Source organism: Legionella erythra, from assembly GCF_001467615.1.
Classification (GTDB): Bacteria; Pseudomonadota; Gammaproteobacteria; order Legionellales; family Legionellaceae; genus Legionella_C; species Legionella_C erythra.
Map to the genome: position 1 here is coordinate 321,073 of NZ_LNYA01000034.1, position 23,727 is coordinate 344,799.

A 23,727-nucleotide genomic window follows, 5' to 3' on the forward strand; every position below is an offset into this window, starting at 1 on the left:
AAAACAAGCCGAAAGTCAATCATGAATCACCATAATTTGATGTCTTATTGAAAGTATAGCCAGAGAACCCATACTGGTTGGGCTTAAGTAGAAAAAAGGGAGGTTACACCTCCCCTGGATAATCAGGCTTTAACCGGTTTGGGTACAAAGCCTTTCATTTGCTGAGCAAATTGTTTTAACACATCAAGACCCGACTCTTCAGCCTGTTTACACCATTGCTGCAAAGCCTCGACCAGTTCCCGTTGGGAACTCGCGGTCTTAAGCCAGATATTTTGCAACGATTGCCGGTAAGTATAAACCAGGTGCAATTGCTCGCAGCTAGCCAGCAAAGCCTGTAATTTACTTTTCGCCCGGGGCGACAATAAGCTGTCCTGAAGGCGCAGGAGGCGTCCGGCGCGTTGGAAAAGTTTTTTGTCGGTATCGTTATTCTCAAGACGGACACGCTTTTCCATCTTCAGAATCGGACGGACAACGTGTTTGTAGTAGTAAGACATGACTTGAAAGCGATTGCTGACAACGGCCTTGACCGTCTCTAAATCAACATGCAATTTGCCTTCTTCCATGGCGAGCTTGGGCGGTAATTTTTTAACCTTGGCCAATTTCAGGAAAGACAGGAGGCGGATATACATCCAACCAATATCAAACTCCCACCACTTCACCGAAAACTTGGCAGAAGACGCAAACGTGTGATGATTATTATGCAATTCTTCACCGCCAATCCAGAAGCCCCAGGGGAAAATATTGGTCGCTGCATCCGGGCATTCGAAATTGCGATAGCCCCAATAATGGCCAATCCCATTAACAACGCCGGCCGCATGCAGTGGAATCCACATCATCTGAATGGCCCAGATGGTGAGGCCTGGAATACCAAAAAGAAGCAGGTCAGCCAACAGCATAATGAGAATACCCTTGGAACTGAAGCGGCTGTAGACGTTGCGTTCTACCCAGTCATTAGGCGTACCATGGGAATATTTTTTAATCATGCCCCTGTCTTTGGAGGCTTCCCGGTACAGTTCAGCGCCTTGCCAGAATACCTTTTTAATGCCAAGTACTTTGGGACTGTGGGGATCGCCTTCAACGTCCGTCGTCGCATGGTGTTTACGATGAATGGCAACCCACTCTGCCGTCACCATCCCAGTGGTGAGCCAAAGCCACAAACGAAAGAAATGACTGACAACCGGATGAAGCGTTAATGCCCGGTGTGTCTGGTAGCGGTGCAGGTAGATGGTCACTGCAGCAATCGTGATTTGCGTTAACACGATGGTGGCGATGACATATCCCCAAAATGAAAGGTTCAAAACCCCATAAATCATTTGGTTACTCCCCAAAAAAAGAATTGTTTGCCAGTTATTTAACAGCCGATTAAACTAATCCGCTCAACCTGGAGATGGGATTAATCGCTATTAAATCAAGGCTTGTGCGGAAATATAAATTATACCTCACTTTTATGATCATACCACAAATTGCACAAACCGCATTGCATCAGGTCGACTTGTGAACGATAATTTTAGTTAAAACAGGAATAATTTACGGTGCATCGGATAACAGGACTCCATAATGAACGATAATATTAAACGAATAATAGAAAGTATTGTACCTTTTTTAGTCATGGGCGTCGCCGTTTCGCTGTTAATCGGTCTGTTTATCATGTTTTCCTATGTCCTGGTTTGGGGATTGTTTATCGGTGGTTTCCTCTGGGTGGCCTCTCTGATTAAAAACGCGCTATTCCCACCCAAGGTTAAACAGGATACGCCACAGGGACGGATAATAGAGCATAAAGAAAAAGACTAATGCCGGAATTACCTGAGGTTGAAACCACCAAGGAAGGCATAAAACCGTTTCTGATGGAGCAGGAAATCAGCGCGCTGATTATAAGGGATTCGCGCCTGCGTCAACCCGTGCCTGCACAGCTGGCAGCCACGTGTACCGGCAAAAAAATTATGGCAGTCAGCCGGCGGGCCAAATATATCCTGCTCCATTTCGACACCGATTATCTCCTGATTCATTTAGGCATGACCGGCCATTTGCGCCTGCTTAAAGACAACATTCCCCCACCCCAAAAACATGATCATATCGACTTGCTGTTAAGCAATGGTACCCTTCTGCGATACAATGACCCGCGACGCTTCGGCTTGTGGTTATACATTGCCGATGAGCTGGAGCACCACCCCCTTATGCGTCATCTGGGGCCGGAGCCATTCAGCGATACCTTTAACGGCGGCTATTTGTTTGAAAAGGCAAAACGCAAAACCCAAACCATCAAGTCGTTCATTATGGACAACCGGATTGTCGTGGGTGTAGGCAATATTTACGCCACGGAGAGTCTTTTTTTAGCCGGCCTTCACCCACTCACCCCTGCCGGGCGGGTAAGTCGTGAGCAATTTAACCGCTTGAGCCTGCATATCCAGACTGTATTGCAGCGTGCCATTGAAGCCGGCGGGACCACGCTTCGCGATTTTTATAATGGGGACGGGAAACCGGGGTATTTTACCCATAGCCTGCAAGTCTATGGCCGCAAAAACCAACCCTGCTTTCAATGCCGCTGTGCCATTGAGGTCCAGGTTATTGGCGGCCGAAGTTCCGCTTTCTGCCCCCAATGCCAGCCTGTGCTTACGGAATAAGCGCCCTCTCGTTTCCTAATAAATAATTGGTATATAATTCCTACCTGTTTGATACCAGAGAAGGATAGCTGTATGTTAGTCAAATTTAAAAGCGATGCGTATGAAAATATAACCATGCTGGGGGATATCGCCCAACGGTTATTAAAGATGATGGGGCACAGCGGCATCGTTCCAGGCGCCATGGTTGCTGATGAAATACCCCAGGCTCTCAAACACTTGAAAGAAGCCATTGACAGGGAACAAAATAACAATCCATTAAGCCCTGAAGAAGATGACGATCAGGTGAGCCTCGCTAATCGTGCCTACCCCTTGGTCCAGTTGCTGACGGCAGCGGCCAAGAAAAACTGCAATGTGCGCTGGGATAAAGTGTAAGAGTATGGGCAAGTCCCGGCTCTTACAGTATTATTCCCCCCCTGATGATTGAAGCGAGTTCCAATGAAAATTAGCAAACTCCGCACAGCCTGGATTATGCTGCTGTCAGCGCTTTATACCGTGGATGCGTGCAGCCGCTCTGTTCTGATGCGTCTTTTCGGTAAAACCAACCGCGCCTGGGTAGACACCACCATTCATCGCTGGGTTAACCGCCTGCTTAATCTGGTAGGCATAAAATGCAAAATAGTTAACCCGTACGGCGTGGTTCCTGAACCAGGCAAAGCCTATATCATCATGTCCAACCACAGCAGTCTTTACGATATTCCCATCAGTTTCAAAGCCTTCCCCAATCATTCCATCCGCATGCTGGCTAAAAAGGAACTTTCGAAAATACCCATCATGGGAAAAGGCATGACAGCCGCAGAATTTCCTTTCATAGACCGAAAAAATCGCAGCCAGGCCATTAAAGATCTTAAAGCCATGCGCCAATTGCTGGAAAGCGGTATTATTATGTGGATAGCGCCTGAAGGAACCCGCTCCAAAGACGGTAAGCTCGCTCCGTTTAAAAAGGGTGCTTTTTTAACAGCGATTGAAGCCAAGGCCACCATTATTCCGATTGGTATTCGCGGCGCTTATGACATACTTCCGGCCAGAACACTGCAATTTAATATCAACCAAACCGCTGAAATCCATATCGGCGAACCCATTGATGCCAGTGCCTATACGGTTGAACAAAAGGAAGAATTAATTCAGCGTGTTCATCAATCCATGGAAAAGCTGGTTGGCAACGTTCAAGAGCCGCATTAATGCGCTACGCCGTAACTTTCCTGGCTTTGAGTTGGGGTGACAGTGACCGCAAGGCCAATATGCCTGGGATCTGACGCAGCAGTGAGTACATTATTCTGCCGATCCCAGGTTATACCCTGCATGTCACCATAGTACTGCAATAAAGGCATCAAGACATAACCCATGTTTTTTAACTGCGATTGCAATTGCGGTGAAAAAGTTTCCGGCTCAAACTGCAACACATCAGGCAGGTATTGATGATGGAAGCGCATACGGGAAACCATGCTGATAGCTCCTTCCGAGTTATAAAAAACCAGACTGGCTAATAACATCATGGTGGGAATACGACTGCCGCCGGGCGTTCCTATAATGGCCACCCGCCCAGGCATTTCCAGAAAAGCAGGACACATACTCGATACAGGTCGTTTACCCGGTGCGATGGTGTTTGCCATGCTGCCCACGATACCGAAAACATTCGATGCACCCGGTTGACTGGCAAAATCATCCATTTCATCATTGAGCAGCACGCCTGTGCCTTTGGCAATCACACTGGAACCAAAAATATAATTCACGGTCATGGTTGCTGCTACGCGATTGCCCTCTGCATCCATAATCGAGAGATGCGTGGTATTGGAGAGGTCTTCCCTTATCTTTCTGGATTCAAGCCGCTTGCTGGGCGTTGCCTGCGCGGGTGAAATGAGTTGACGCAGTTTTTTGGCATTGGCGGCGGAAATCAACTCATCAATGGGCACCCTGATAAAATCAGGATCGGCTATGGCATCACCGCGCTGCCAATAAGCCATTCGCATGGATTCAACGATATAATGAATCCGCATCGCCAAGGGTAAATCATTGAGCGAATAGGCGGAAAGAATATTCAACATCGTCAACAAAGCTATCCCACCCGCTGATGGCGGCGGCGCTGTAATGATCAGCATATTATGGTATGCCCCCTGCAAGGGCTCACGCACTTTAACCTGGTAACGCGCCAAATCATCCATAGTCCAAATCCCCCCCGCCGCACGCACGCCCTTGACCAGGCGCTGAGCCACATCTCCCTGATAAAATCCAGAATGGCCTTTCTCAGCCAGGAGACGCAGCGTCTTTGCTAAATCAGACTGACGCAGGATGTCGCCAATTGCATAGGGCTCCCCTTCTTTTAAATACACGGCGGCTGTTGCAGGAAAGCGGCGCAACTGCTTAAGCCTGTCTTCCTGGCTTGAGAAATAGCGGAATTGATAATCGACAGGAAAACCCTCTTCTGCCAGGCGAATAGCCGGCGCCAGCGTTTTTGACAGCGGAAGGCGGCCATAATGGCTGGCAATATAAACCAAAGCCGCCGGCTCACCGGGTATGGCTGCGGCAAGTCCGCCATTGAGCGAGAGCTCTGGAACCGGTTTACCGTCCTTTCCAAGGTACATGTCTTTGTGGGCAGCCCAAGGCGCGACTTCCCGCCCATCAATAAACCAGTTTTTCTTTTCCTTTTCGAGATGCAATAACCAGAACCCGCCGCCGCCCAAACCGGAATGGTAGGGTTCAACGACTGCCAAGGCAGCGCTGGCGGCTACTGCGGCGTCAAACGCATTACCGCCGGCAGCGAGAATTTCGAGTGCTGCATTCGTTGCCAGGGGATGGGCCGTAGCGACTGCATAACCAGGCGGGGAATCATGGAAGGGTGCAGCAAAACCAGGATGAACGCCCCAAAAACTGCAGATTAAGATCAACAGACGTGTGCGGGTAGTCATGATTTTTGCTTTTTACTCTCCAGAGCCTGTACAACGGAGGGAGGAACAAATTGGGACACATCACCATTAAACGACGCAATTTCACGAACCAGGCTGGATGATATAAACATCAAGTGCTCGGAAGGCGTTAAAAACAGTGTCTCAATATCCGGTGATAATTTGCGGTTCATCCCGGCCAACTGAAATTCATATTCAAAATCATTGACTGCCCGCAAACCCCGCAAAATAATAGTCCCTTGCTGTTCGCGGACAAAATCTATCAACAACGTATTAAATCCCACGACCTGCACGCCCGTAACATCGTGCAATGCATCGCGAAGCAGAGCCAAGCGCTCTTCCAGGGAAAAAAAAGGCTTTTTTGCAGAGCTGTTGGCTACACCCACGATAATATCAGGAAAAATGGCTGCCGCCCGCTTGATGATATCCACATGACCATTGGTGACGGGGTCAAACGTACCGGGGTATATCGCTCGTGGTTTCATAAGGTTAGTCATTAATTGCAACTTCTCGCAGTCTAGCGTATTGTGATTTAAAAAACTATGATTTGGGATTTAACGGAATGGAGATTTGGCAATGAATGCTTTGAAATGCTCGTCGCTTTGTTTGCTTTTCTTTTTAACAGCCTGCGCCCCGCGGCACCATCAAGCCATTCAGGCGGGCTCACCGGATAGCCTTCACGGCGAGACGGCGTCAAACGGCATGCCATTAACAACCGATGAAGCGTCCACGCCGGCAACCAACGTATCGCCGGCAGAGCAGGCAAAACAGACCGCCAGTATTTCGTCCTGGGAATTATCCGGCGCCATGGCGGCCCGAGGTAAGAAAAAAAGCTGGACTGCATCCGTGAACTGGCTACAACATGGTCCTGGCAGTTATCAAATCCGCCTGTTTGGCCCTTTGGGCAGCGGAACCGTTATGATTGATAAAAAAGGCAGTGTAGTCACTTTGCGGGACGGGCCGAAAAAAGTATCGTCCAGCAGCGCAGATGCCTTGCTTCGCAAAGAAACGGGCATCGGCCTGCCTGTTGCCAATCTATATTACTGGGTGCGCGGTTTGCCTGCCCCCGGTGCCGTACAAACAGCGCAGCGCGATCCACACAACCGCCTCCTCCTGCTTCGTCAGGCCGGTTATACTATTCAGTACCTGGGCTATAGCGCTGTCGGTAAGGCGGCACTGCCAAGCCAAATCAGACTTCAAGGCCATGACATCTTTATCAAGATGGTCATTAAGAAGTGGCGAATCTAATGATTGCTCTTAAAATGAGCAATAAAATGAAGAAATTGGCCTGTGAAAATAATTTCGCAGGTCATCGTTGACATTACCTCAATTTCTCTGCAAAATACGCAGCACATTGCAGCGACAACTGCAGATGATTCATGGATGATTGAGAATCTAAGCATATTGGGGTGTCGCCAAGTGGTAAGGCACAGGGTTTTGATCCCTGCATACCTAGGTTCGAATCCTAGCACCCCAGCCATTTTCTTGTTGATTCAAGTAAACAGACGGCAGAAGATAACCGGGAAGGATGCGTTCACCGGATCGCTAAAATAATAATTATATCTTTCTGGCTGTCTTCTGCTATGTGTTTAAGTTAACTGATTATAAACAATCGAAGGTTTCTTACACATGTCAACGATGATGATCTTTACCGGCAATGCCAACCCTGAACTGGCGCTTAAAATTGCCTCCCATTTACAAATTCCTATCGGCCAGGCCACAGTAGGCACTTTCAGCGATGGTGAAACCATGGTTGAAATTCTGGAAAATGTTCGCGGCCGAGACGTCTTTATTGTTCAATCCACCTGTGCACCGACCAATAATAACCTGATGGAATTATTGACCATGGCCGACGCTCTGCGACGCTCTTCCGCAGGCCGAATCACCGCAGTTGTTCCTTATTTTGGCTATGCCAGACAAGACCGACGTGTACGCTCTGCCCGGGTACCCATTACGGCCAAAGTCGTTGCCGACATGATGGCTTCTGTGGGAATTTGCCGGGTCTTGACCGTTGACTTGCATGCTGATCAGATCCAGGGTTTTTTCTACATGCCAGTTGATAACGTTTATTCAACACCTATTTTACTGGAAGACATCAAGCAGCAGAATCTCGCCAATCTCATGGTTGTTTCCCCGGATGTTGGTGGCGTGGTACGCGCCAGGGCCATGGCCAAGCGCTTAAATGACGCAGAATTATCCATCATCGATAAACGACGCAGCGGCCCCAACAAATCAGAAGTTATGCACATTATTGGGGAACCAGCGGGCAGGAACTGCATTATCATCGACGACATCGTCGATACAGCCGGCACGCTCTGTTCTGCCGCCATGCATCTGAAACGCAATGGCGCCAACAGCGTTCGAGCATACATTACGCATCCTGTGCTTTCGGGACCAGCCGTCGATAATATTATTCACTCCTCACTGGATGAAGTCGTGGTAACCGATACCATTCCTTTATCCCAGGACGCCAGGCAATGCAAGAAAATTCGGGTTGTCAGTTTAGCCGACATGCTGGCCCAGGCGATTAAGCGAGTCAACGTTGAAGAATCGGTGAGTTCTATGTTTGCAGAGTAATAATGCAAATGCCCCAATAAAAAAGGAAGCCTTGAGCTTCCTTTTTTATTGGGTCTACTTAATCTTAATCACGTGTTCCAACGTATTTATCGTCAAAATAGCGACGTAATTTGGTGCGTAAAGTACCTCGACTAATACCCAACATAACCGCTGCACGAGATTGATTGTACTTGCAGTGTTCCATTACTGCACGAAACAGAGGCGTCTCTATTTCTTCCAAAACAAACTTGTACAGATCAACAGGATCAGTTCCCTTCAGCTCGGAGAAATACCTTTGCACTGATTGAGTTACGCTCTCGGCCAGTGACGCAGTTGTATCCCCGGCTTCATTACTGATTGTTGTCATTATTATTAACTCCTCCTTTAAAAACATGAATCTTACCCAATTGGACAATTCCTGACAAGTAAAACAACTCAAAAATTGACGATTAATCAGGACTTGCCGAGCAGGTTTAATTCAATTAAACCTGCCCTCAACCTATTGATAAGACTTAGAATTTCATCATTGCAGGGTTAAATGGCTTGCCATTTACAACAAGCTGTCCCTGATTCAGGCTGACTTCAACCACGTAGTCATTGCTTTGTTGTACCAGTAAGCCTGATTGAACCATGGCATTGATTTGCTGATCCGTTTGAGACGCAATCTGCTGCTCCATGTCCGGCGTTGCCGTGGATGCCGCATTTGGATCAGTGGCAGACGTGTCAGGGGTCGATGTGACCTGGGCAGAACCAGCCGCCAATCGTTGTCTAACGGTTTGGCTGATAATCTGCTTCAGTACGGCACCTGGAACTTTCAAGCGGCCATTACCCTGAACTTTTTGCATCATCTCCACAGGATTATTATTGTCGCCTTTTGGCAGGGTTATAATCAGATTACCTTCAACCGTTCCCTCAGGCATGGTAAAGGTCATTTCTGAAATCTCAAACTCTGCACCACGGCTAAACAGCTTGGGAATTTCAGGCATGATAGCCATCAACGCCTGCTGTTTCTCAGCATCGGTTCCCTGCTGCATCTTATTGGCTTGTTCGTTTATACGTGCCAATGCATCTGCATCAAGATTACGTACGGCCATTTCAAGATTACCGGGACCATAGGTTTTGCCTTGGGCTACGATCTTGTCCAGTGAACTTTTGAAATGAGAGTTAAACAGGCCGCTCTCAATGTCACTGCTGGTATTAATGTCCAGATCATTGAGTTCAAACAGCTTTTGCGTTTTATCCTGGATAAGCAGCGAAGGGAAAGACACACTGGCCTCACCAAGGAATAAACCGGAATCGGTACGATGCAGGTTGTATTCACTGGAAATCTCCCCCATCGTGGCAGTCACTTGATCTTTCACAAAGCTCATGCCTTCAATCGTGAGATCACCTACGACTTCATCCATGGAAGATGTCACATTGACGCTACTGCTCATGCCTTTCCAGTCAAACTGCGAATTGCCTTGTTTGGCAATCAGTTTAAACTCGGGGATAGACATGTTCACTTTGCTGTTGTTCAGGTAATTGATCAACAGACTTAAATCCAGTTTGGGTTTGGTGGAGTCACCAGTAAAGGTGTTATTAAATTGCTCAGCATAGGTTTGTGGTAAGGTTAAATCCGTTTTAGCGTAACCTAATCCCAACTTGATCCCATTATCAGCAAATATAACCGGCCCATGATAGATGGTTAACGGCATTTGCATTTGGTAATCTTGGGCAGGCATGGTTTGCGGTTGACCATCAGCCCCTCTGACGATGCGCTCAGGAACATGTAAACGCCAGTTTAAGGTAGCCTGGGATTTAAACCAGCCTCTGTGGTATTCCGTGATATCGGCAAACAAGCCATTCGACTGGTTAACGATATCGACGTTTTTTCTGACTGTATGTTCAGTGATAACGCCCATACCATAATATCCGCCAAGGACTAGAACGGCCAGGATAACCACTAATCCTATGATTTTTTTCATTGTTATCTCCGTGTTAGTGACATCTTGCTGCAAAACTGCAATAAAAGATGCGGTAAGTAGTACCCGCCCTAATTAAAGCACGAGATACACTAACTAGCAAAGAAATAACAAAAAAAACCTCAACAAAATCAGATCAGTTAACTTGTCTTATCGGCTTGCAATACGTTTCCTTCACAGTGAATGCCAGAATGAGCGCGATCAGGGAACACAGCGGCAGAATACGCAGACCCGCTTGAAAGTCACTTAACAGCAAGGTTTCGACATTAAAGGCCCGAGCACCGGCTGACAAATCTACCAGACGCCCCACCAGAGGCTGCATTAAAGCGCCAACAAAAATAGACGTCATGTTGGTAAAGGCAATGCAGGTACCGATTACTTTACTTTCCTGAATTTCAGTCGAAACCGCGTAAGCGATAGCCACGCCCGTGTTGGTAAGCCCAAACAGAAAAAACAGAACATAAGCCGTTGTCTTGTTCATGTCGGGGTAGAAAACAAACAAGGCCGTTAGCACCACCCCGCACAAGGCTGAAAAAATCATAAAGGGCTTACGGCGTCCCATGCGATCGGAGATCCATCCCGACAATGGTCCGCTGATACCCCAGCCTATAAAAATAAGACCGGTTGCAAAGGCCGCTGCATGAGCAGAAAGACCGCGCCCGTATTGCAGGTAAGCTGGGCCAATGGCTTCGCCAATGACAGCCGTCGGGCCAAAAAGAAAACCCGCATACAAGGCATTAAGCCAGGTTTGCCGGTGGGATAAAATAATTTTCAGGCTTTCAAGGATGCTGATGTGCGGTTGGGCTTTAATCTCACGGCGTTTCGTGCCTGGCTTGTCCTGAACGAATTGATACAAAAGACCGGCTAAAACAATAAACAGGAACGCGATAATCAGCATACTATGGCGCCAACCAACATTGGACACCAGAAACGATACCGGCGCTTCACCGGCCGCAGCCCCCAACATGCCCAGTGCCTGAGTTAAACCGGACAGCAAACCCAACATGGCGGGCGGGAACCACGATGTCGCAAGACGCAGGGCACTGACAAATGCAAATGCGGCGCTAAAGCCAATCAGCATGCGCCCGACAGAGGCCATCATTAAACCGTCAGCCAAACCAAAAACCCCGCAGCCTAATGCGGTAATCAATGACATAACGGTTAAAATACCGCGAATACTCAAACGATCGACAGTCAGGCCGACAGGAACCTGCATAATGATGTAAGGGATGTAAAAAGAGGCTGTCAGAATGCCAAAGCCGACCTCGTTTATGCCAAAATCAATCTGAAGGCTGCGATGCATAACACCAGGCGCTACCCTGGCGAGATAATCGGAAAAATAAAACGCGGCTGCCAACCCCCATACAATCCATGCAAAGCTCAGTTGACTGAAACGTCCTGATGATTCTGCATTTTGAGATACTGCTATTTTATTCATAAATACACACTCGGTAACTGTATTCAGAAGCAAAGGGTCCCGACAGCCTCACTTCCTACCAACAGCAATTAGCTCAAAAAATTTACAAACCCAGGCACCCATTATACTGCTACAAATGTTTATTTCAACACCAGAGTGCCATGGAAAACCTCGCTGTCGCCTTTGCGCCAAGAAGGTGGGGTATAATTATAGTTAATGAATCCGTATAATCGTTCCTTTCCTACAAACGTTGTATGTTATGAATAGTCTCGAACTTGCCGTCAAAAATGCCCTCGCTTCACAAGGGGATAGTCAACAGGCGAACAAAGCCTACCTCGAATTTATAAAAGCCAATTTTATCATTCCAGTGGCCATTGATTCAGCACCTGACAACCCGGAAGTCCTCTTTCTTAATGAGGGTGAGCACACCTTTTTGCCAGTCTTTACCGACATGAGTTATCTTGATGCCTGGGCACAGGATATTCGCGATGCCATTCAGATTCTACGGCTTTCTGGTGTTGATTTGCTAAAGGGGATAGGCGAGGATGTGATTGTCTGTTTAAATATCGGCAGTGCGATTTACAAAGAATTCAACGCATCCGAGATAGCCAGGATGCGCAGTATGGTTTTAAAATTGTTCAAATGAAAGGTGAGTCTGAACTCACCCTTCGTGATTTACGCGACCAGATCAAGCACCTGGTAACCAACAAAAGCTGACGCGGCGATAGCACCGGTAATGCGCAACACGTTTACCAGAAACGATTTATTGTGAATGGAAAATAAACCGTCATTGGCCGCTGCCGCAGCTGGCTTCTCTTCTTCATCCTTAGCGAAGGTGGTTGCGTCCAAATCATAGAGAGGCTCTTCGCCATAAAAGCCAGCCCACCAGCCTTCCTGCCATTGTTCGTATTCGCTCGTACCCTGACGGAATGGATTTTCCTGCTCGCCTAATTCGGCCAGCGCGCATTGATACCCATCCGCATAGCACTCTTCAAGGTTAGGATGCTCAATATTAAAGCGCAATTTGATATCTGGTAATAAGGCTGAAGTATCGTTCATGTTCGTACCCTCTCTTAGTCTTCCTGTTACTTGAATGGTAGCAACTTCCGTACCATTGCCGGGGATTCGTGATTCAATCCACTTAAAAACTATTGTACGCCTTAGCAAATCCTAAAAATAACAAGCGCCTCTAATTTACTATTTCTTGACAATATTATTAAAAATAATACAAATTGAATTCATAAGTGACTGATTTTACACATTATGGCGCCAGGCGGCAACAAGTCCAGTCATCGCCTTGCTGACGATACAGCAGGCGGTCATGCAGCCTGTTATCCCGTCCCTGCCAAAATTCGATGGCCACGGGTTTGATTTTGTAGCCTCCCCAATTTTCCGGCCGAACGATGGGTTGTTGATGCAATTGCTCCATCAGGCGGTTAAAGGCAACCTCCAGTTCTTGCCGGGTGGCAATCGGGCGACTCTGAGGAGAGGCCAGTGCGCTTAACTGACTGGCCTCTGGCCGGCTGGCAAAGTAAGCGTCAGACGTTTCCCGGCTGCTTTTTTCCACCGTCCCTCGTATCCTCACTTGCCGGGCCATTTCCGGCCAATAAAAATTCAACGCGGCAACCGGGTGTTTTTGCAATTGCACGGCTTTCGTGCTTTCGTAATTGGTATAAAAAATAAAACAACCATCTTCAATACCCTTAAGCAACACCACCCTTGAATCGGGCATGCCGTTTTCATCCACAGTGGACAGGACCATGGCCGTTGGATCCTGCTTCTCACTTGCAAGCACTTCATTAAACCATACCTGAAACTGCAGAAAGGGATCGCGTTCAATTTGTTGATCATCCAGTCTTAAATCCCCGTAATCCCGCCTTATATCCGCCAATGTACGCCAACCAGTCATGTTTACATCCCCTCATTTAATGCCTTCAAAAAAACCAGAATTTTCACTTAATTAACAAAAAGAAAGAGTATTAATCTTCACTTGAAACGCGACTTATATTATAACTGCAAACATGACCGTATCGGTAACTGCTTATGATAGAACGATTTTTGCGCTTGTTGGATACGTTTAAGGAAAATGAGATTTCCAAGCTGTTGCGCAGCAATCGCGAATTGCTCATCGCCCAACTGAAAGGCCCTTACTTTTCAAAATTCGCACGCGATTATTTTGCCGACACCCAGGCAACGGGTGAACCCTACCTTGATTTCGCGGACGAACCACGCCGCATCGTCCAAATCAAACAACTCATTAACGCCCTGTACCATGCCGAAATGGCTTTTATCGATCTGGAAAATGTCAACCTTCGCAATGGCAAGAACAGAACCGCTGATCTGAAGACGCTTTACTTTAATACAATCCACCACGCTTACCAGGCCAGTTATCTTTTGACGCATGTCGATATTGATTTTATGGAGATTTTTGGCCATGAGATAGTGCAATTGCAACGCATTTTGCAACTCGTACAACGCCAGGCGGACGGGTATGAGAAGCGGGCTAATGATTGGGCTAATCGCATTTTGGATTTTCCCCTGAGTTATAACGCAGGCTGGTACGCAGGCATTGCCGTTGATCAGATGAAACCCCGTGAGGAGGGTTTTGATTATAACTTTATCAGTAAGTTCAGCGCGAAACTCCCCGGCTATATTCAGGAATTACGTCTGTATCTTCATAATTATTCCGCAAAAATTTCCATTGAAGCACCGGAAATAAACGAGCAAAAATTACAGGAACTGCAGGAAAACGCGATTAAGATTATTTTTGCGCTCGATGATTTAAGAGAAAATAATTTTTTTATCGTATTTAAACTGCTGAAATACATCAGTATTGTCCGTCATATCATCAGCCTGACCACCAGCACGTTTCAGCAGATGGTGCAATTCAATGAGACATCGCAGACTGTCGTGCGTGATAACCTGGCCAAATTAAAATATGATTTGCTGCCGACATTATTTGCCTTGGCCGACCGCATTGAAGACGAAGCCCTGCTGCACCCAGGCACCCTGTCCAAACCGATGATGCAGCAAGTGAAACCACTTTATGATCTGCTTATCACGTATGCCCGAAAAGTGGTTAACTTTGAAGCCAGGGGCAAGGAATTGTTAGCACTGGAAGATACCCGGTTTCTTTATTTGCGTCTCGATGAAACGCACGCGCGGCTCAGCAAGACCAGAACGGCATCCATTAAAGCACAACGCCAGCAACAGGCCTTTAATGACTTCTATAATATCCTCGCCAAGCCGGAATATCAGGGGCTTCGTTTAAGCCAACTGCCTGAATCGGTCAAGAAGACATTAGCCCGGCATTACCGTTATATTCGGCCCATTATTGGCCACCATCACGTCGATTTAAGCAATGCCATTATCCATGGTTTGACGCAAACCCCTGGCTGGTTAGGCACTTTTAAAAAGCCTGTTGACTGGTATTACAATTACGAAGGTACGGATAAAATCAGCTACCTTCTGACTAAAAAATCTACCCTGGCTGACCTGTTTGTCCGGGAAACCGTAACCGCCGCATTCCATAAAAAACTCAATCAAGCACTTTTGCAGCACGTGAATGACCAGAGCAATCTGGTCTTAACGCCTTACCCTGGCGACAACCTGCTTAGGCTCAATGACAAAGCAGCTCTCGGTATCAAGGACGGGGGGCACGATCTTGAATTTACCATTTCCGAGGCAGGCGATTGCCTTTTAAAGCAACCTGCCCCGTTAACAATCGACCAGGCGTTTTTGCTTGCTCAGCATTATGATCAACGGATAATTGCCTTAACCCAGGCCCAGGAAGCCTATCGGCAATTCATGGTTGTTCTCGAGCAACAAGACGTGGCTGCGTTATCTGATATCACGGAGGAAGCGAGAAAAAAATTACAGCATCTCTATGCACGTTTTCAACCTTATTTTATGAATATCCTGGGGTCAGATGCCGGAAGTATCGCATTGGACAGGAAAATCATCACGTCGCTGACCGACAAAGCCCCTGTCTTGCCAATGACTATCAACGAATTAGCTTTGATGCAACTGGCAATTAACAGCGGCTTTGCTGCCATCCGAACGCGATGGAAAGTCTACCGCGATCATTACCTGAATGAAGGCAAGACGCGCTATGAAAAGGACGTGGAGTCAACACCGCTTGTGGTGATGACCCAGCATGCCAACAGAGCCCATTACCTCTTGAAGAAGGATAACTATTCAAGGCAGATAGCTGATTTTCGCAAATCGCTTTTTCAGTTCACTGCAGCCTTGAGTCTTTCGGCCAGACATCATCTGCAGCCGCAAGAGAAGGGGATCCCTTTTCCCAAGCTTGAAAATAGGCAAACCTTACTGAGAGAGCCTCAGCAATTACTGAATATCAAGCGGCTTTTTAACGCCTTGTATTACCTTGAACAACTATTCATTCAACTCGAAAATCTCACTGACAAAAGCAGCGAATCCATGTATGTCTATCATCTGCTGCAAGTTTATCAGGCCATTAACACCATCTATCATTTATCGCTTTCATTTTATAACGATCCCCACTCCCGCCTGGTGTGCCGCGATTTGATGATGAAAGCCCATGAATTGTATCAATTCACACACGACCAGGCGGAAGCTTACACCATGACTGCCCAAGAGGTGGAGCCCCAGGATAAAACCATTCATTACAATGGCTTATGGTATGCACTCCAGGCCTTTATGGTGATCCCGGAGCATGTTGCCGCGCTAAATTATCAACAGTCCATTGCTGCTGATAAACTTAGCAAAATCCGTTTCAATACCAAACAAATTGCGGTGAATATTGAGAGGATTATCCATGATTCACATGCCTATTTCAGATTGTTGCTAGACACACCGGTCATGTATGGTCTGTTTATGGAGTTAAAAGCCAAATTAGCCCAGTTTTCGCAGGTATCTCATGACGCCGTCTTAAGTCATCTGGAAGAAATCAGTTCCAATGTATTCGCCCGCCTGTTAATGGAAACGGATCACTTTGAAGCCAAACTGGCATTAAAACCCGGCGTATTGGCGACCTCCATGAAAGCCATTCTGGATCAATTCTACCAGGGACTTGTTGAGCCATTAGGTCTTGTTTCAGCTCGCCATTTTGAACTGGTTTTCTCCCTGACGCCCATCCAGAAACGGCAGAACGCTGTGAAGCAGCGCGCCATGATGGCTGAACTGCAATTAAAACAAATCAGCCCTCAACGCGAAATCTTTAAAAACCTGAACAAAGTCTTAAAATCCTACATCCGCCTTAAGCAACCGACGATAGGTTACATACCAGGTCCTCCGCCACGACCGGATATTCTTGAAATAGCCAGACAGAGCGCGGCAAACCATTACCGCGACGCATTGCCCTACCTTAAAGAGGCCGAAAAAGAATTGCCCCATTTAAAGCCATCGGAAATGGTCTCCCCCAGCCTAATTGATGATTTATTCGCCAAAAGCAATATCACGGTAATCCCTGCCATCGACAATATCGCCGGTCTGGTCGCTGGCGCACTCTCTTACTACAGAGGTCAATCGCCTTCTCCAGAACGGGATAAAAAAATCCTTGTTTTTTGCCAGTTTCATGAACAGTTAGAATACTACTTGCAATTTTCGTCAGGGTATTTGCCTTCTACACCTGAAATCCTTAACGGCATTGAGAAACAATTGATCAAACACTATGCAAAACTTTTACCTGACCTGTATGAACATCAGGCGGAATATAAAGCAGAGCCGTGTGTAGCACCGCGTTATCCTCACGTAGATAAGTTGCTCAATGGGGCCCAACTACCCATCCCGGTGCAGATACCGTGTTATGCGGTTGACTGGGTTGCCCAATTAGATGCTTACTACGCGGGGTTAGAGGCCAGTTACCAATTCGAAAAGGCGGTCGCTGAAGAACAGAACCGTTATTTGCAAACCGTGCATATCAAAGAAGCGGAACTGAACAAACAGTATAAAGCCCAATACCTGCAATCCACTTTTGAGGCGCTCGTCAAGAAGATGGCCGAGCGCCGCATTGGGCTACTGCACCTCCACAGTGAATATGAAAAAAAACTGCATGATCACCTGATGTCGTTTAATCAAACGATTATTGAGCAGACGAAGTCATCTAACAATATCCGCAAAAGCATGATTCTGTTGCTCATTGATAAAACCAGACGATTCCAGCATGATGAATTGCGTGATTATATGCATCTGGATAAAGTCCTGTCTGCCATTCAGGCTTTTTATCTTTACCTTGATGCACAAAAGGGTAATGGGGTTGATGAAACCTCAGTCTATGAAGTGCAGGATTTAATTGATGAGAAAAGCGGATTGCTTACCTCATTGAAAGACATCGCCCTCAATGATAAAAAATCACCAAGCCAGCGGCTTCAGCAACTACAAACCGCCTGCGACAAGGTCGAGTTTTCTATTCCATTAACCAGGCAACGGTCATTCACCGACTATGATTGGCTGTGGTTTAAAAATTGCCTGGTTAATATTCTGGCCTTTTTTCATCTTTATACCCCCACACCGCTCCAGCGTTTTAACAGCCTGCGCGACAACGCGGCAGAACATAATAAACCGCCAATGCCTTCGTTTGCTCATCATTTCGGTCTGTTTTCCAGGAGTGGGCGCGCTTACCAGGAACCTGGATCGCAACACGCACAAGAGGAGTTGAATAACATGCCGCCGTCTGCCAGGGAAACAGCTGCCGTCGCCTGATTAATGATGGCTGCTGTGTAATAAGCGCTTTAACTGTTCTATTTCGTGCATCAACTCAAGCGCCAACGCAGCCCCAGCAAAATTAACGCCGAGATCACGGTGTAATTGCAGTACCGTACGAATACGTCGTATATCGTCGCTACCGAAATAAAATTCGTTTTGCTCATTTTTTTGGGATGAAATAATCCCCTCATCCATAATTTCAAGAATGACATGGGCATCCACCCCAAACGAACAGGTCACTTCACGCAGGGACAATGTATACCATTCTTCGCACGGTGCTGTGGTTTCTGTGTCCTTAGCCATGCTTGACTCCTAATTTTTCTCTTGGATTAAACGACGATGCTTTCGCCATGTCTTCATACAATTGCCGAAGCGTTTCATTATCCTGGTGCGGAATAACAATTTCCAGACTCACATACTGATCACCGGCAGGATTCCCCGGCAACCCTCTGCCTTTAAGCCGCATTTGTTTGCCGGATTGAGATTGTGCTGGAATTTTAAGATTAACCGGCCCCCCCAATGTCGGAACCTGGACAGTCGCACCCAATGCCGCTTCCCAGGGCGCCACCGGCAATTGCAGGTAAATGTCTTTTTTATCCAGACGAAACCAGGGGTGCGGCTGAATACTGATTTCGATATACAAGTCACCGGGCGGCTGGCCATCCACCTTGCCGCCCTGGCCTTTTAGACGAATTTGCTGCCCATCGCCGATACCAACGGGAATTTTTACCTTTACAGCCCGGGTCTGATACTCGCCGTGTCCCTGGCGATCATAGACCGGTACCTTAAGCTGTATGGTTTTTTCCGCCCCCCGGTAACTGTCTTCCAGATTGATTGGTAATTTGGCATGGATATCCTGTTGGCCAAAATCATAAAAATTGGCATGTTGTTGCTGTTGACGGTGACGGAAAATGCTGCTGATGAAATCCTCAAAATCAGCCGTGTCGCCTTCATTAAACGACTCATGACGATAAGCGTTTTCCCCGGGTCTAAAACCGGATTGCTGTTGTTTCCAGTACTGACCGTATTGATCATACTTGGCCTTTTTTTCAGGATCCTTCAATACCTCATAAGCCTCACCCAGTTCTTTAAACTTGTCCTCAGCACCAGGCTCTTTACTGACATCCGGATGGTACTTACGGGCCAGTTTTCTGTAGGCCCGCTTAATTTCTTCAGGCGAAGCATCGCGCTCAAGCCCCATAATTTGATAGTAGTCTTTATAGTCCATGTGTTTTTCTTTCTAATCGTATTAACGTTAAACCTTGGGTTTGATAATCTGCACTTCATCACTCAATGCTTTGAAGTAGTCATAGGACATGTAAAAATTACCCCGGTTGCCGCTGTTGCTGCCCCAGGAATTACGCAAGATTAACATGCCTTTGCTGGCATGACCAAAAGCATCCATGATAAGCGCCGTGTCATCGTAGCCAATGATGATCATTTCATGACCGCCATTGACCCGCCCCTGTTTGGCATGACGGATGATTTCAGGCGTAAGCATCCAGGAATCAAAGGGTTTTGCGTATTTACCCATGGCGCCGGCATGATGTAATTCCACATCCAGCAACACGCCAAAGGTTAAGCGATGCCCATCATTCAAGCTTTTTTTAATCGCCGGCAACACCTGGGCCGGATTATGATTAACGGTAAAAACATCATCAATATCCACCAGACTCTCCCAGGTCATTTGATCATCAATGGTCAGCGCATTGGCACTGTACTCACTTACTGACATGGGTTTACCCTGGTTTTTTTCATTGTCAACTGGATAAAACTTAACGCCTGCACAACCCTTGCTGCGTTGATGATTCATGGGAATGATGCCGTATTGTTCCAGTTGATTTAAGACAATTTTGCCAAAGGAACCGTCCCAGCCACTGTAAGGGATCTGCTTTTTATTTTGAAGGTAGGCACCCAACTCCAGACTGCATAATTGGCTAATGTAATCCCCTTTGGCCAACAAGGCATCCAATGCAGCGGTCACGGCAAAGGTGACGCAGGTGCCATGCACGCCTTGATTCAATACCGGCGTTTTATTCATGCCCAAATCCACTTTTGCTGGCAAGCCGGTTGTCAACAGGAATTCCTCGTCGCTGGCATCATCAATAATCTCTTGCACCCGCTCGCCGAGCACGGCCTGAGCCTCAGGCGATAATTGCACGTTCTGAACAAGCACGACCCGGGATTGGCGCAAGTCCGTTTCCGTTTCATCACCAATAAAAATGGGGATTTGCCCTACGATTTCAACCGGTTTTGCCCCAACCGATACCGATAACAGTAAACTGACAATCCATACTATTCCCTTTTTCATCGCATTTTTCCTTGTGCTTGTCCTTTTGATTGCAAACTATAGCGACAGGAGTCCCCTATTAACAATAGTCCATCTAAAATTGATTAGAGCCAATGCAAATAAAAATACTTTCTGCACAATGATTGTCATTGATGAAAAAATAATGTAATGTGGAAAAATAGTGTCGTTAAATTTTTAATCCATGAATTGGTTCCCTTGCTCCATCCTCATTAACCGTTCAATTATTATCGGCTGAAAAGCCGATCACATCCCTCACATTTTTACTGCCTTTTATTTTTAACCTGCTTTCCTGTGAGGATATGATGTTTCGTTTACAACGCTACCTACCTTTTGTCATGTGGTTTTTCCCCGTCATCTTTTTTGCCTATCAGTTCATTCTTCGCCTTTGGCCCGGATTAATGATGCAGGGAATTATGGAACAGCTGGCTATCGATGCCAGCCAGTTCGGATTATTAGCCGCTTTTTATTACTACGGTTACGCCGGCATGCAGATCCCGGTGGCGATGTTGCTTGATCGCTATGGTGCACGCCGCGTTATTTTGTTTTTCGCTTTACTTTGCAGTGCGGGCACGCTGCTGTTTACCCTCACTCACCACTGGCTTATTGCCTGCTTGAGCCGTTTTTTGATCGGTGCGGGATCAGCCGTGGGTTTCCTGGGTGTTTCCAAAGTCATCTCAGACTGGTTTCCGGCCGCCCATTACGCACGGATGGTGGGTTTTTCTTTCAGCCTGGGCTTATTAGGCGCCATCTATGGCGGCAAACCGATAAGCCTTCTTGCGCTTCATTACGATTGGCATACGCTGGCTCTTGGGCTTGCGTTGCTGGCTGTGCTCTTAGGCCTTGCTGTCAGTCTGTTGCTTCGCACCCCACCGCACTCAACGGCAACCAGGACACATGGCTTTACTGTCAAACAGTTCAAAGCGGTTCTTTCTTCACCAGCCATTTGGGTATTGGCTCTTGCCAATGCATTAATGGTGGGTTCGCTCGAAGGATTTGCCGATGTTTGGGGCATTCCTTATCTGATGACAGCCTATGGCATCCCTAAAAGCGAGGCGGCCCTGGTGATTTCGTTTTTGTTTGTCGGTATGTTATTTGGCGGGCCTCTGTTGTCTTTCGCCAGCAAAAAATGGGGTCTCTACCCTGTGATTAGTCTGTGCGGGTTAGGCATGGCGGCCGTTTTTTTCATGCTGCTTTCACACCCGTCCTACCACAAGGCGGCTTTTACCCTGTTGTTTTTTATCACAGGTCTTCTATGCTGCTATCAAGTCCTGGTTTTTGCTTCTGGCGCGAGACTCGTTCATCCAGAACATTTAAGCGTCACTGTGGCTTTCCTTAATTGCGTGAATATGCTGGGAGGATCATTCTTCCATACCTTAATTGGTAAACTCATGGAAACCTCCTGGACAGGAACTCTGTCAAGCGATGGGGTGCATGTCTATTCCCTGATGAGCTATCTTCTGGCTTTAAAAGTCATTCCCGTCTGTGCGTTGTTGGGCGCTTTACTGACAAGCATGATGCAATGGCGTTTTTACAACCAGTCAACCGACTCTGTGGCACCCGCCTGACAGCCTTTGGCGCGAGGAAAATAACCTCGCGCCCACCGGTCAATCCAGTTTAATGGTATAGGAGTAACTGCCAATGCCGTCATAATCCAGACCGAGGTAGCGGATGCCATGGCATGAAGCGCTGATGGAGGGATGTTGCATATATGGGCCATCCTTAATATCCAGCACACACCAATTGGCTGCATCATAAGCCACAGTCACATGCGCATAGCCAGAACGGCATTGGGGGGTGTCGCGAATAACAAAACTGCGAGGTCCGACCAGTTGTAGATTGAGATCCTGATCGCTGTAACCGCTAACAATATAGATAGCCGGGTGTGCCTTGTTGGTCAAATGAAAATAATCTTTATACCCACAAAGCCCCTCATTTGCCTGAGCACTCAACATGAACACACTGCCCGCTGCCAACAACATCCATTTTTTCATTGTTTTACCTTTCTATTGTTATTGTTAAAATGGGGAATAGGCATTATATGGAAATGCTAGATATCTAACAATCATATTGGTTAGCTTTTTTGCATAAATTGCCATTGAATCAATACCTTGATGTATAAATAGCTTTCAAATGAACCTTTTTAATTGGCTTTTGGCAGGAATGACAATGAGCAACGCCCTTACCCCTCTTACGCTGGTCAACGTGGAGCAGCATGATTACCGACAGGTTCTTACGACCCCGGCAACACCGGTGCAATGGCCATTGAGTGTTGAGGACAGGCAATTAATCGCCGCCATGAAAGACAAGCTCTATGAATTAGAGGGCGTGGGTCTTGCCGCGCCGCAGGTCAATCAACCGAAACAGATCATTGCCATTTATATTCCTGAAAGTGCCGCTTTATTACGTGACCACGTCAAACCTTACCCCATGCACATCCTGTTAAACCCCTCTTACCAGGGCCTCAGCGATTCGCCGAGACATGCTGATTTTGAGGCCTGTTATTCCGTGGCCGACAAGGCGGGCAAAGTCCCGCGTTTCGATAAAATTATGGTGGAATATTATGACGAAGACGGCCATTTCCATCGTCAGCAGGAAAGCGGTTTTTATGCACGGGTTTTACAGCATGAAATTGACCATGTACACGGCATCTTGATTACTGATCGCCTGACGCCTGACCGTATACAAGGAAGCCAGGAGGACATGCGGGCTTTGCGCCGCAGCGAATTATCGGCAGAAAAACGCCGGCTATTCGATGAATTAATGGCTAAAAAAGCAAAGAAATAACCTTGATAGGAAAGCTTATTCAGGTTACAGGACATTTCAGCCCAATATCCTGCTTCCGTGCCAAACCAGGCATGGTTGCCCGCCTGCGCGGGCAGGACAGGGGTGGATGATACCAAAGACAACCAGACGCTCTGGCAAAGCACGGAATCATTTCTCAAATTCGGCTGCGCATGATAAACAATCGTCCTCCCCGACCAGACAGGGTGGGTCATCCCGAAGACGCGCATGGTAAATAATTGTCGTGCCCGCGCAGGCGGGCAACCATCCATCAATTTAATCCAATGCCAGGATGAAAAAATTATTTATAGCATGCTCAAGTCTTACCGACATTCGGTGTTGAGAGGAGAGATATGGGTTAAGTGCGCAGAGTACTTGTGAAGCAAATGGTTATAACCTTGATAAGCCAGGGCCTATCATCGTCCTCCCCGACCAGACAGGGTGGGTCATCCCGAAGACGCGCATGGTAAATAATTGTCGTGCCCGCGCA

General features: G+C 47.1%; 22 protein-coding genes and 1 tRNA gene. 11 read left to right on the forward strand and 12 right to left on the reverse strand.

Annotated features, from left to right (window positions below):
* Window positions 1-122: 122 nt before the first annotated feature.
* Window positions 123-1,313 carry a DesA family fatty acid desaturase gene (locus tag Lery_RS12725; RefSeq protein ID WP_058527612.1) on the reverse strand — a complete coding sequence of 397 codons (1,191 nt, stop codon included), beginning with the start codon at window positions 1,311-1,313 and terminating at the stop codon, window positions 123-125.
* A gap of 244 nt (window positions 1,314-1,557) precedes the next feature.
* Between Lery_RS12725 and Lery_RS12730 the strand changes: the two genes are divergently transcribed.
* The 4 genes from Lery_RS12730 (at window position 1,558) to Lery_RS12745 (ending at window position 3,800) form a co-directional block, all read left to right on the forward strand.
* Complete coding sequence (locus Lery_RS12730; protein WP_058527613.1) at window positions 1,558-1,791, forward strand: hypothetical protein; 234 nt, start codon at window positions 1,558-1,560, stop codon at window positions 1,789-1,791.
* Window positions 1,791-2,621, forward strand: coding sequence for a bifunctional DNA-formamidopyrimidine glycosylase/DNA-(apurinic or apyrimidinic site) lyase (gene mutM / locus Lery_RS12735; RefSeq protein WP_058527614.1), 831 nt, complete (start codon window positions 1,791-1,793; stop codon window positions 2,619-2,621). Before Lery_RS12730 ends, mutM begins: the two co-directional genes overlap by 1 nt.
* 72 nt (window positions 2,622-2,693) lie before the next feature.
* The gene (locus Lery_RS12740) at window positions 2,694-2,993 is read left to right on the forward strand and encodes a DUF1840 domain-containing protein (protein WP_058527615.1); all 300 of its coding nucleotides are present in this window, start codon (window positions 2,694-2,696) and stop codon (window positions 2,991-2,993) included.
* A gap of 63 nt (window positions 2,994-3,056) precedes the next feature.
* A complete protein-coding gene (locus tag Lery_RS12745; RefSeq protein WP_058527616.1) occupies window positions 3,057-3,800 on the forward strand; it encodes a lysophospholipid acyltransferase family protein in 744 nt (247 codons plus the stop codon).
* Here the strand turns inward: Lery_RS12745 and ggt are convergent.
* Both ggt and coaD read right to left on the reverse strand, forming a co-directional pair.
* Complete coding sequence (gene ggt, locus Lery_RS12750) at window positions 3,797-5,524, reverse strand: gamma-glutamyltransferase (protein WP_058527617.1); 1,728 nt, start codon at window positions 5,522-5,524, stop codon at window positions 3,797-3,799. The genes Lery_RS12745 and ggt overlap by 4 nt on opposite strands.
* Window positions 5,521-6,027 carry a pantetheine-phosphate adenylyltransferase gene (gene coaD, locus Lery_RS12755; protein WP_082657209.1) on the reverse strand — a complete coding sequence of 169 codons (507 nt, stop codon included), beginning with the start codon at window positions 6,025-6,027 and terminating at the stop codon, window positions 5,521-5,523. Before coaD ends, ggt begins: the two co-directional genes overlap by 4 nt.
* A 70-nt stretch (window positions 6,028-6,097) precedes the next feature.
* Here coaD and lolB point away from each other — a divergent pair, with 70 nt between their 5' ends.
* The 3 genes from lolB to Lery_RS12770 all read left to right on the forward strand — a co-directional run bounded on the left by lolB (window position 6,098) and on the right by Lery_RS12770 (window position 8,098).
* Window positions 6,098-6,769: a lipoprotein insertase outer membrane protein LolB gene (gene lolB, locus Lery_RS14890; RefSeq protein ID WP_065230300.1), complete on the forward strand. Its 672-nt coding sequence runs from the start codon at window positions 6,098-6,100 to the stop codon at window positions 6,767-6,769.
* A gap of 157 nt (window positions 6,770-6,926) precedes the next feature.
* Window positions 6,927-7,001, forward strand: a tRNA-Gln gene (locus Lery_RS12765).
* A 149-nt stretch (window positions 7,002-7,150) separates the two neighbouring features.
* Window positions 7,151-8,098, forward strand: coding sequence for a ribose-phosphate pyrophosphokinase (locus tag Lery_RS12770; RefSeq protein WP_058527619.1), 948 nt, complete (start codon window positions 7,151-7,153; stop codon window positions 8,096-8,098).
* Between the two features lie 64 nt (window positions 8,099-8,162).
* Here the strand turns inward: Lery_RS12770 and fis are convergent, their stop codons facing one another.
* The 3 genes from fis to Lery_RS12785 all read right to left on the reverse strand — a co-directional run bounded on the left by fis (window position 8,163) and on the right by Lery_RS12785 (window position 11,479).
* A complete protein-coding gene (fis, locus tag Lery_RS12775) occupies window positions 8,163-8,471 on the reverse strand; it encodes a DNA-binding transcriptional regulator Fis (RefSeq protein ID WP_065230301.1) in 309 nt (102 codons plus the stop codon).
* A gap of 118 nt (window positions 8,472-8,589) precedes the next feature.
* The gene (locus tag Lery_RS12780) at window positions 8,590-10,044 is read right to left on the reverse strand and encodes a YdgA family protein (RefSeq protein ID WP_058527620.1); all 1,455 of its coding nucleotides are present in this window, start codon (window positions 10,042-10,044) and stop codon (window positions 8,590-8,592) included.
* Window positions 10,045-10,177: 133 nt separating this feature from the next.
* Window positions 10,178-11,479, reverse strand: a complete 1,302-nt coding sequence (locus tag Lery_RS12785; RefSeq protein WP_058527621.1) for an MFS transporter — start codon at window positions 11,477-11,479, stop codon at window positions 10,178-10,180.
* Between the two features lie 238 nt (window positions 11,480-11,717).
* On the opposite strand from Lery_RS12785, the gene Lery_RS12790 reads away from it, so the two are divergent.
* A complete protein-coding gene (locus Lery_RS12790; RefSeq protein ID WP_058527976.1) occupies window positions 11,718-12,104 on the forward strand; it encodes an SseB family protein in 387 nt (128 codons plus the stop codon).
* Between the two features lie 29 nt (window positions 12,105-12,133).
* Here the strand turns inward: Lery_RS12790 and Lery_RS12795 are convergent, their stop codons facing one another.
* Window positions 12,134-12,517, reverse strand: coding sequence for a hypothetical protein (locus Lery_RS12795; RefSeq protein WP_058527622.1), 384 nt, complete (start codon window positions 12,515-12,517; stop codon window positions 12,134-12,136).
* Window positions 12,518-12,719: 202 nt separating this feature from the next.
* A complete protein-coding gene (pdxH, locus tag Lery_RS12800; protein ID WP_058527623.1) occupies window positions 12,720-13,367 on the reverse strand; it encodes a pyridoxamine 5'-phosphate oxidase in 648 nt (215 codons plus the stop codon).
* A gap of 134 nt (window positions 13,368-13,501) precedes the next feature.
* On the opposite strand from pdxH, the gene Lery_RS12805 reads away from it, so the two are divergent.
* Window positions 13,502-18,142, forward strand: a complete 4,641-nt coding sequence (locus tag Lery_RS12805; protein ID WP_058527624.1) for a hypothetical protein — start codon at window positions 13,502-13,504, stop codon at window positions 18,140-18,142.
* Here the strand turns inward: Lery_RS12805 and Lery_RS12810 are convergent, their stop codons facing one another.
* Genes Lery_RS12810 through Lery_RS12820 form a run of 3 tightly spaced genes read right to left on the reverse strand, consistent with a single transcriptional unit; the run spans window position 18,143 to window position 20,456 of the window.
* On the reverse strand, window positions 18,143-18,448 hold the full coding sequence (locus Lery_RS12810; protein ID WP_058527625.1) for a chaperone modulator CbpM: 306 nt from the start codon (window positions 18,446-18,448) through the stop codon (window positions 18,143-18,145). It abuts the gene before it with no gap.
* A complete protein-coding gene (locus Lery_RS12815) occupies window positions 18,441-19,373 on the reverse strand; it encodes a DnaJ C-terminal domain-containing protein (RefSeq protein ID WP_058527626.1) in 933 nt (310 codons plus the stop codon). The genes Lery_RS12810 and Lery_RS12815 overlap by 8 nt, the downstream gene beginning before the upstream one ends.
* Before the next feature lie 27 nt (window positions 19,374-19,400).
* Window positions 19,401-20,456: a C1 family peptidase gene (locus Lery_RS12820; RefSeq protein ID WP_058527627.1), complete on the reverse strand. Its 1,056-nt coding sequence runs from the start codon at window positions 20,454-20,456 to the stop codon at window positions 19,401-19,403.
* Between the two features lie 299 nt (window positions 20,457-20,755).
* On the opposite strand from Lery_RS12820, the gene Lery_RS12825 reads away from it, so the two are divergent.
* A complete protein-coding gene (locus Lery_RS12825; protein ID WP_058527628.1) occupies window positions 20,756-22,021 on the forward strand; it encodes an MFS transporter in 1,266 nt (421 codons plus the stop codon).
* Window positions 22,022-22,060: 39 nt separating this feature from the next.
* Here the strand turns inward: Lery_RS12825 and Lery_RS12830 are convergent, their stop codons facing one another.
* Window positions 22,061-22,447 (reverse strand): hypothetical protein, encoded by a 387-nt coding sequence (locus tag Lery_RS12830; RefSeq protein WP_058527629.1) that lies wholly within the window; start codon window positions 22,445-22,447, stop codon window positions 22,061-22,063.
* Window positions 22,448-22,622: 175 nt separating this feature from the next.
* Here Lery_RS12830 and Lery_RS12835 point away from each other — a divergent pair, with 175 nt between their 5' ends.
* On the forward strand, window positions 22,623-23,240 hold the full coding sequence (locus tag Lery_RS12835) for a peptide deformylase (protein WP_058527630.1): 618 nt from the start codon (window positions 22,623-22,625) through the stop codon (window positions 23,238-23,240).
* The last annotated feature ends 487 nt before the right edge of the window (window positions 23,241-23,727 follow it).

Coding starts and splice junctions, on each gene's coding strand:
- Lery_RS12725 (WP_058527612.1), bottom strand. CDS start 1,313: ATGATTTATGGGGTTTTGAACCTTTCATTTTGGGGATATGTCATCGCC.
- Lery_RS12730 (WP_058527613.1), top strand. CDS start 1,558: ATGAACGATAATATTAAACGAATAATAGAAAGTATTGTACCTTTTTTA.
- mutM (WP_058527614.1), top strand. CDS start 1,791: ATGCCGGAATTACCTGAGGTTGAAACCACCAAGGAAGGCATAAAACCG.
- Lery_RS12740 (WP_058527615.1), top strand. CDS start 2,694: ATGTTAGTCAAATTTAAAAGCGATGCGTATGAAAATATAACCATGCTG.
- Lery_RS12745 (WP_058527616.1), top strand. CDS start 3,057: ATGAAAATTAGCAAACTCCGCACAGCCTGGATTATGCTGCTGTCAGCG.
- ggt (WP_058527617.1), bottom strand. CDS start 5,524: ATGACTACCCGCACACGTCTGTTGATCTTAATCTGCAGTTTTTGGGGC.
- lolB (WP_065230300.1), top strand. CDS start 6,098: ATGAATGCTTTGAAATGCTCGTCGCTTTGTTTGCTTTTCTTTTTAACA.
- Lery_RS12770 (WP_058527619.1), top strand. CDS start 7,151: ATGTCAACGATGATGATCTTTACCGGCAATGCCAACCCTGAACTGGCG.
- fis (WP_065230301.1), bottom strand. CDS start 8,471: ATGTTTTTAAAGGAGGAGTTAATAATAATGACAACAATCAGTAATGAA.
- Lery_RS12780 (WP_058527620.1), bottom strand. CDS start 10,044: ATGAAAAAAATCATAGGATTAGTGGTTATCCTGGCCGTTCTAGTCCTT.
- Lery_RS12785 (WP_058527621.1), bottom strand. CDS start 11,479: ATGAATAAAATAGCAGTATCTCAAAATGCAGAATCATCAGGACGTTTC.
- Lery_RS12790 (WP_058527976.1), top strand. CDS start 11,718: ATGAATAGTCTCGAACTTGCCGTCAAAAATGCCCTCGCTTCACAAGGG.
- Lery_RS12795 (WP_058527622.1), bottom strand. CDS start 12,517: ATGAACGATACTTCAGCCTTATTACCAGATATCAAATTGCGCTTTAAT.
- pdxH (WP_058527623.1), bottom strand. CDS start 13,367: ATGACTGGTTGGCGTACATTGGCGGATATAAGGCGGGATTACGGGGAT.
- Lery_RS12805 (WP_058527624.1), top strand. CDS start 13,502: ATGATAGAACGATTTTTGCGCTTGTTGGATACGTTTAAGGAAAATGAG.
- Lery_RS12810 (WP_058527625.1), bottom strand. CDS start 18,448: ATGGCTAAGGACACAGAAACCACAGCACCGTGCGAAGAATGGTATACA.
- Lery_RS12815 (WP_058527626.1), bottom strand. CDS start 19,373: ATGGACTATAAAGACTACTATCAAATTATGGGGCTTGAGCGCGATGCT.
- Lery_RS12820 (WP_058527627.1), bottom strand. CDS start 20,456: ATGAAAAAGGGAATAGTATGGATTGTCAGTTTACTGTTATCGGTATCG.
- Lery_RS12825 (WP_058527628.1), top strand. CDS start 20,756: ATGATGTTTCGTTTACAACGCTACCTACCTTTTGTCATGTGGTTTTTC.
- Lery_RS12830 (WP_058527629.1), bottom strand. CDS start 22,447: ATGAAAAAATGGATGTTGTTGGCAGCGGGCAGTGTGTTCATGTTGAGT.
- Lery_RS12835 (WP_058527630.1), top strand. CDS start 22,623: ATGAGCAACGCCCTTACCCCTCTTACGCTGGTCAACGTGGAGCAGCAT.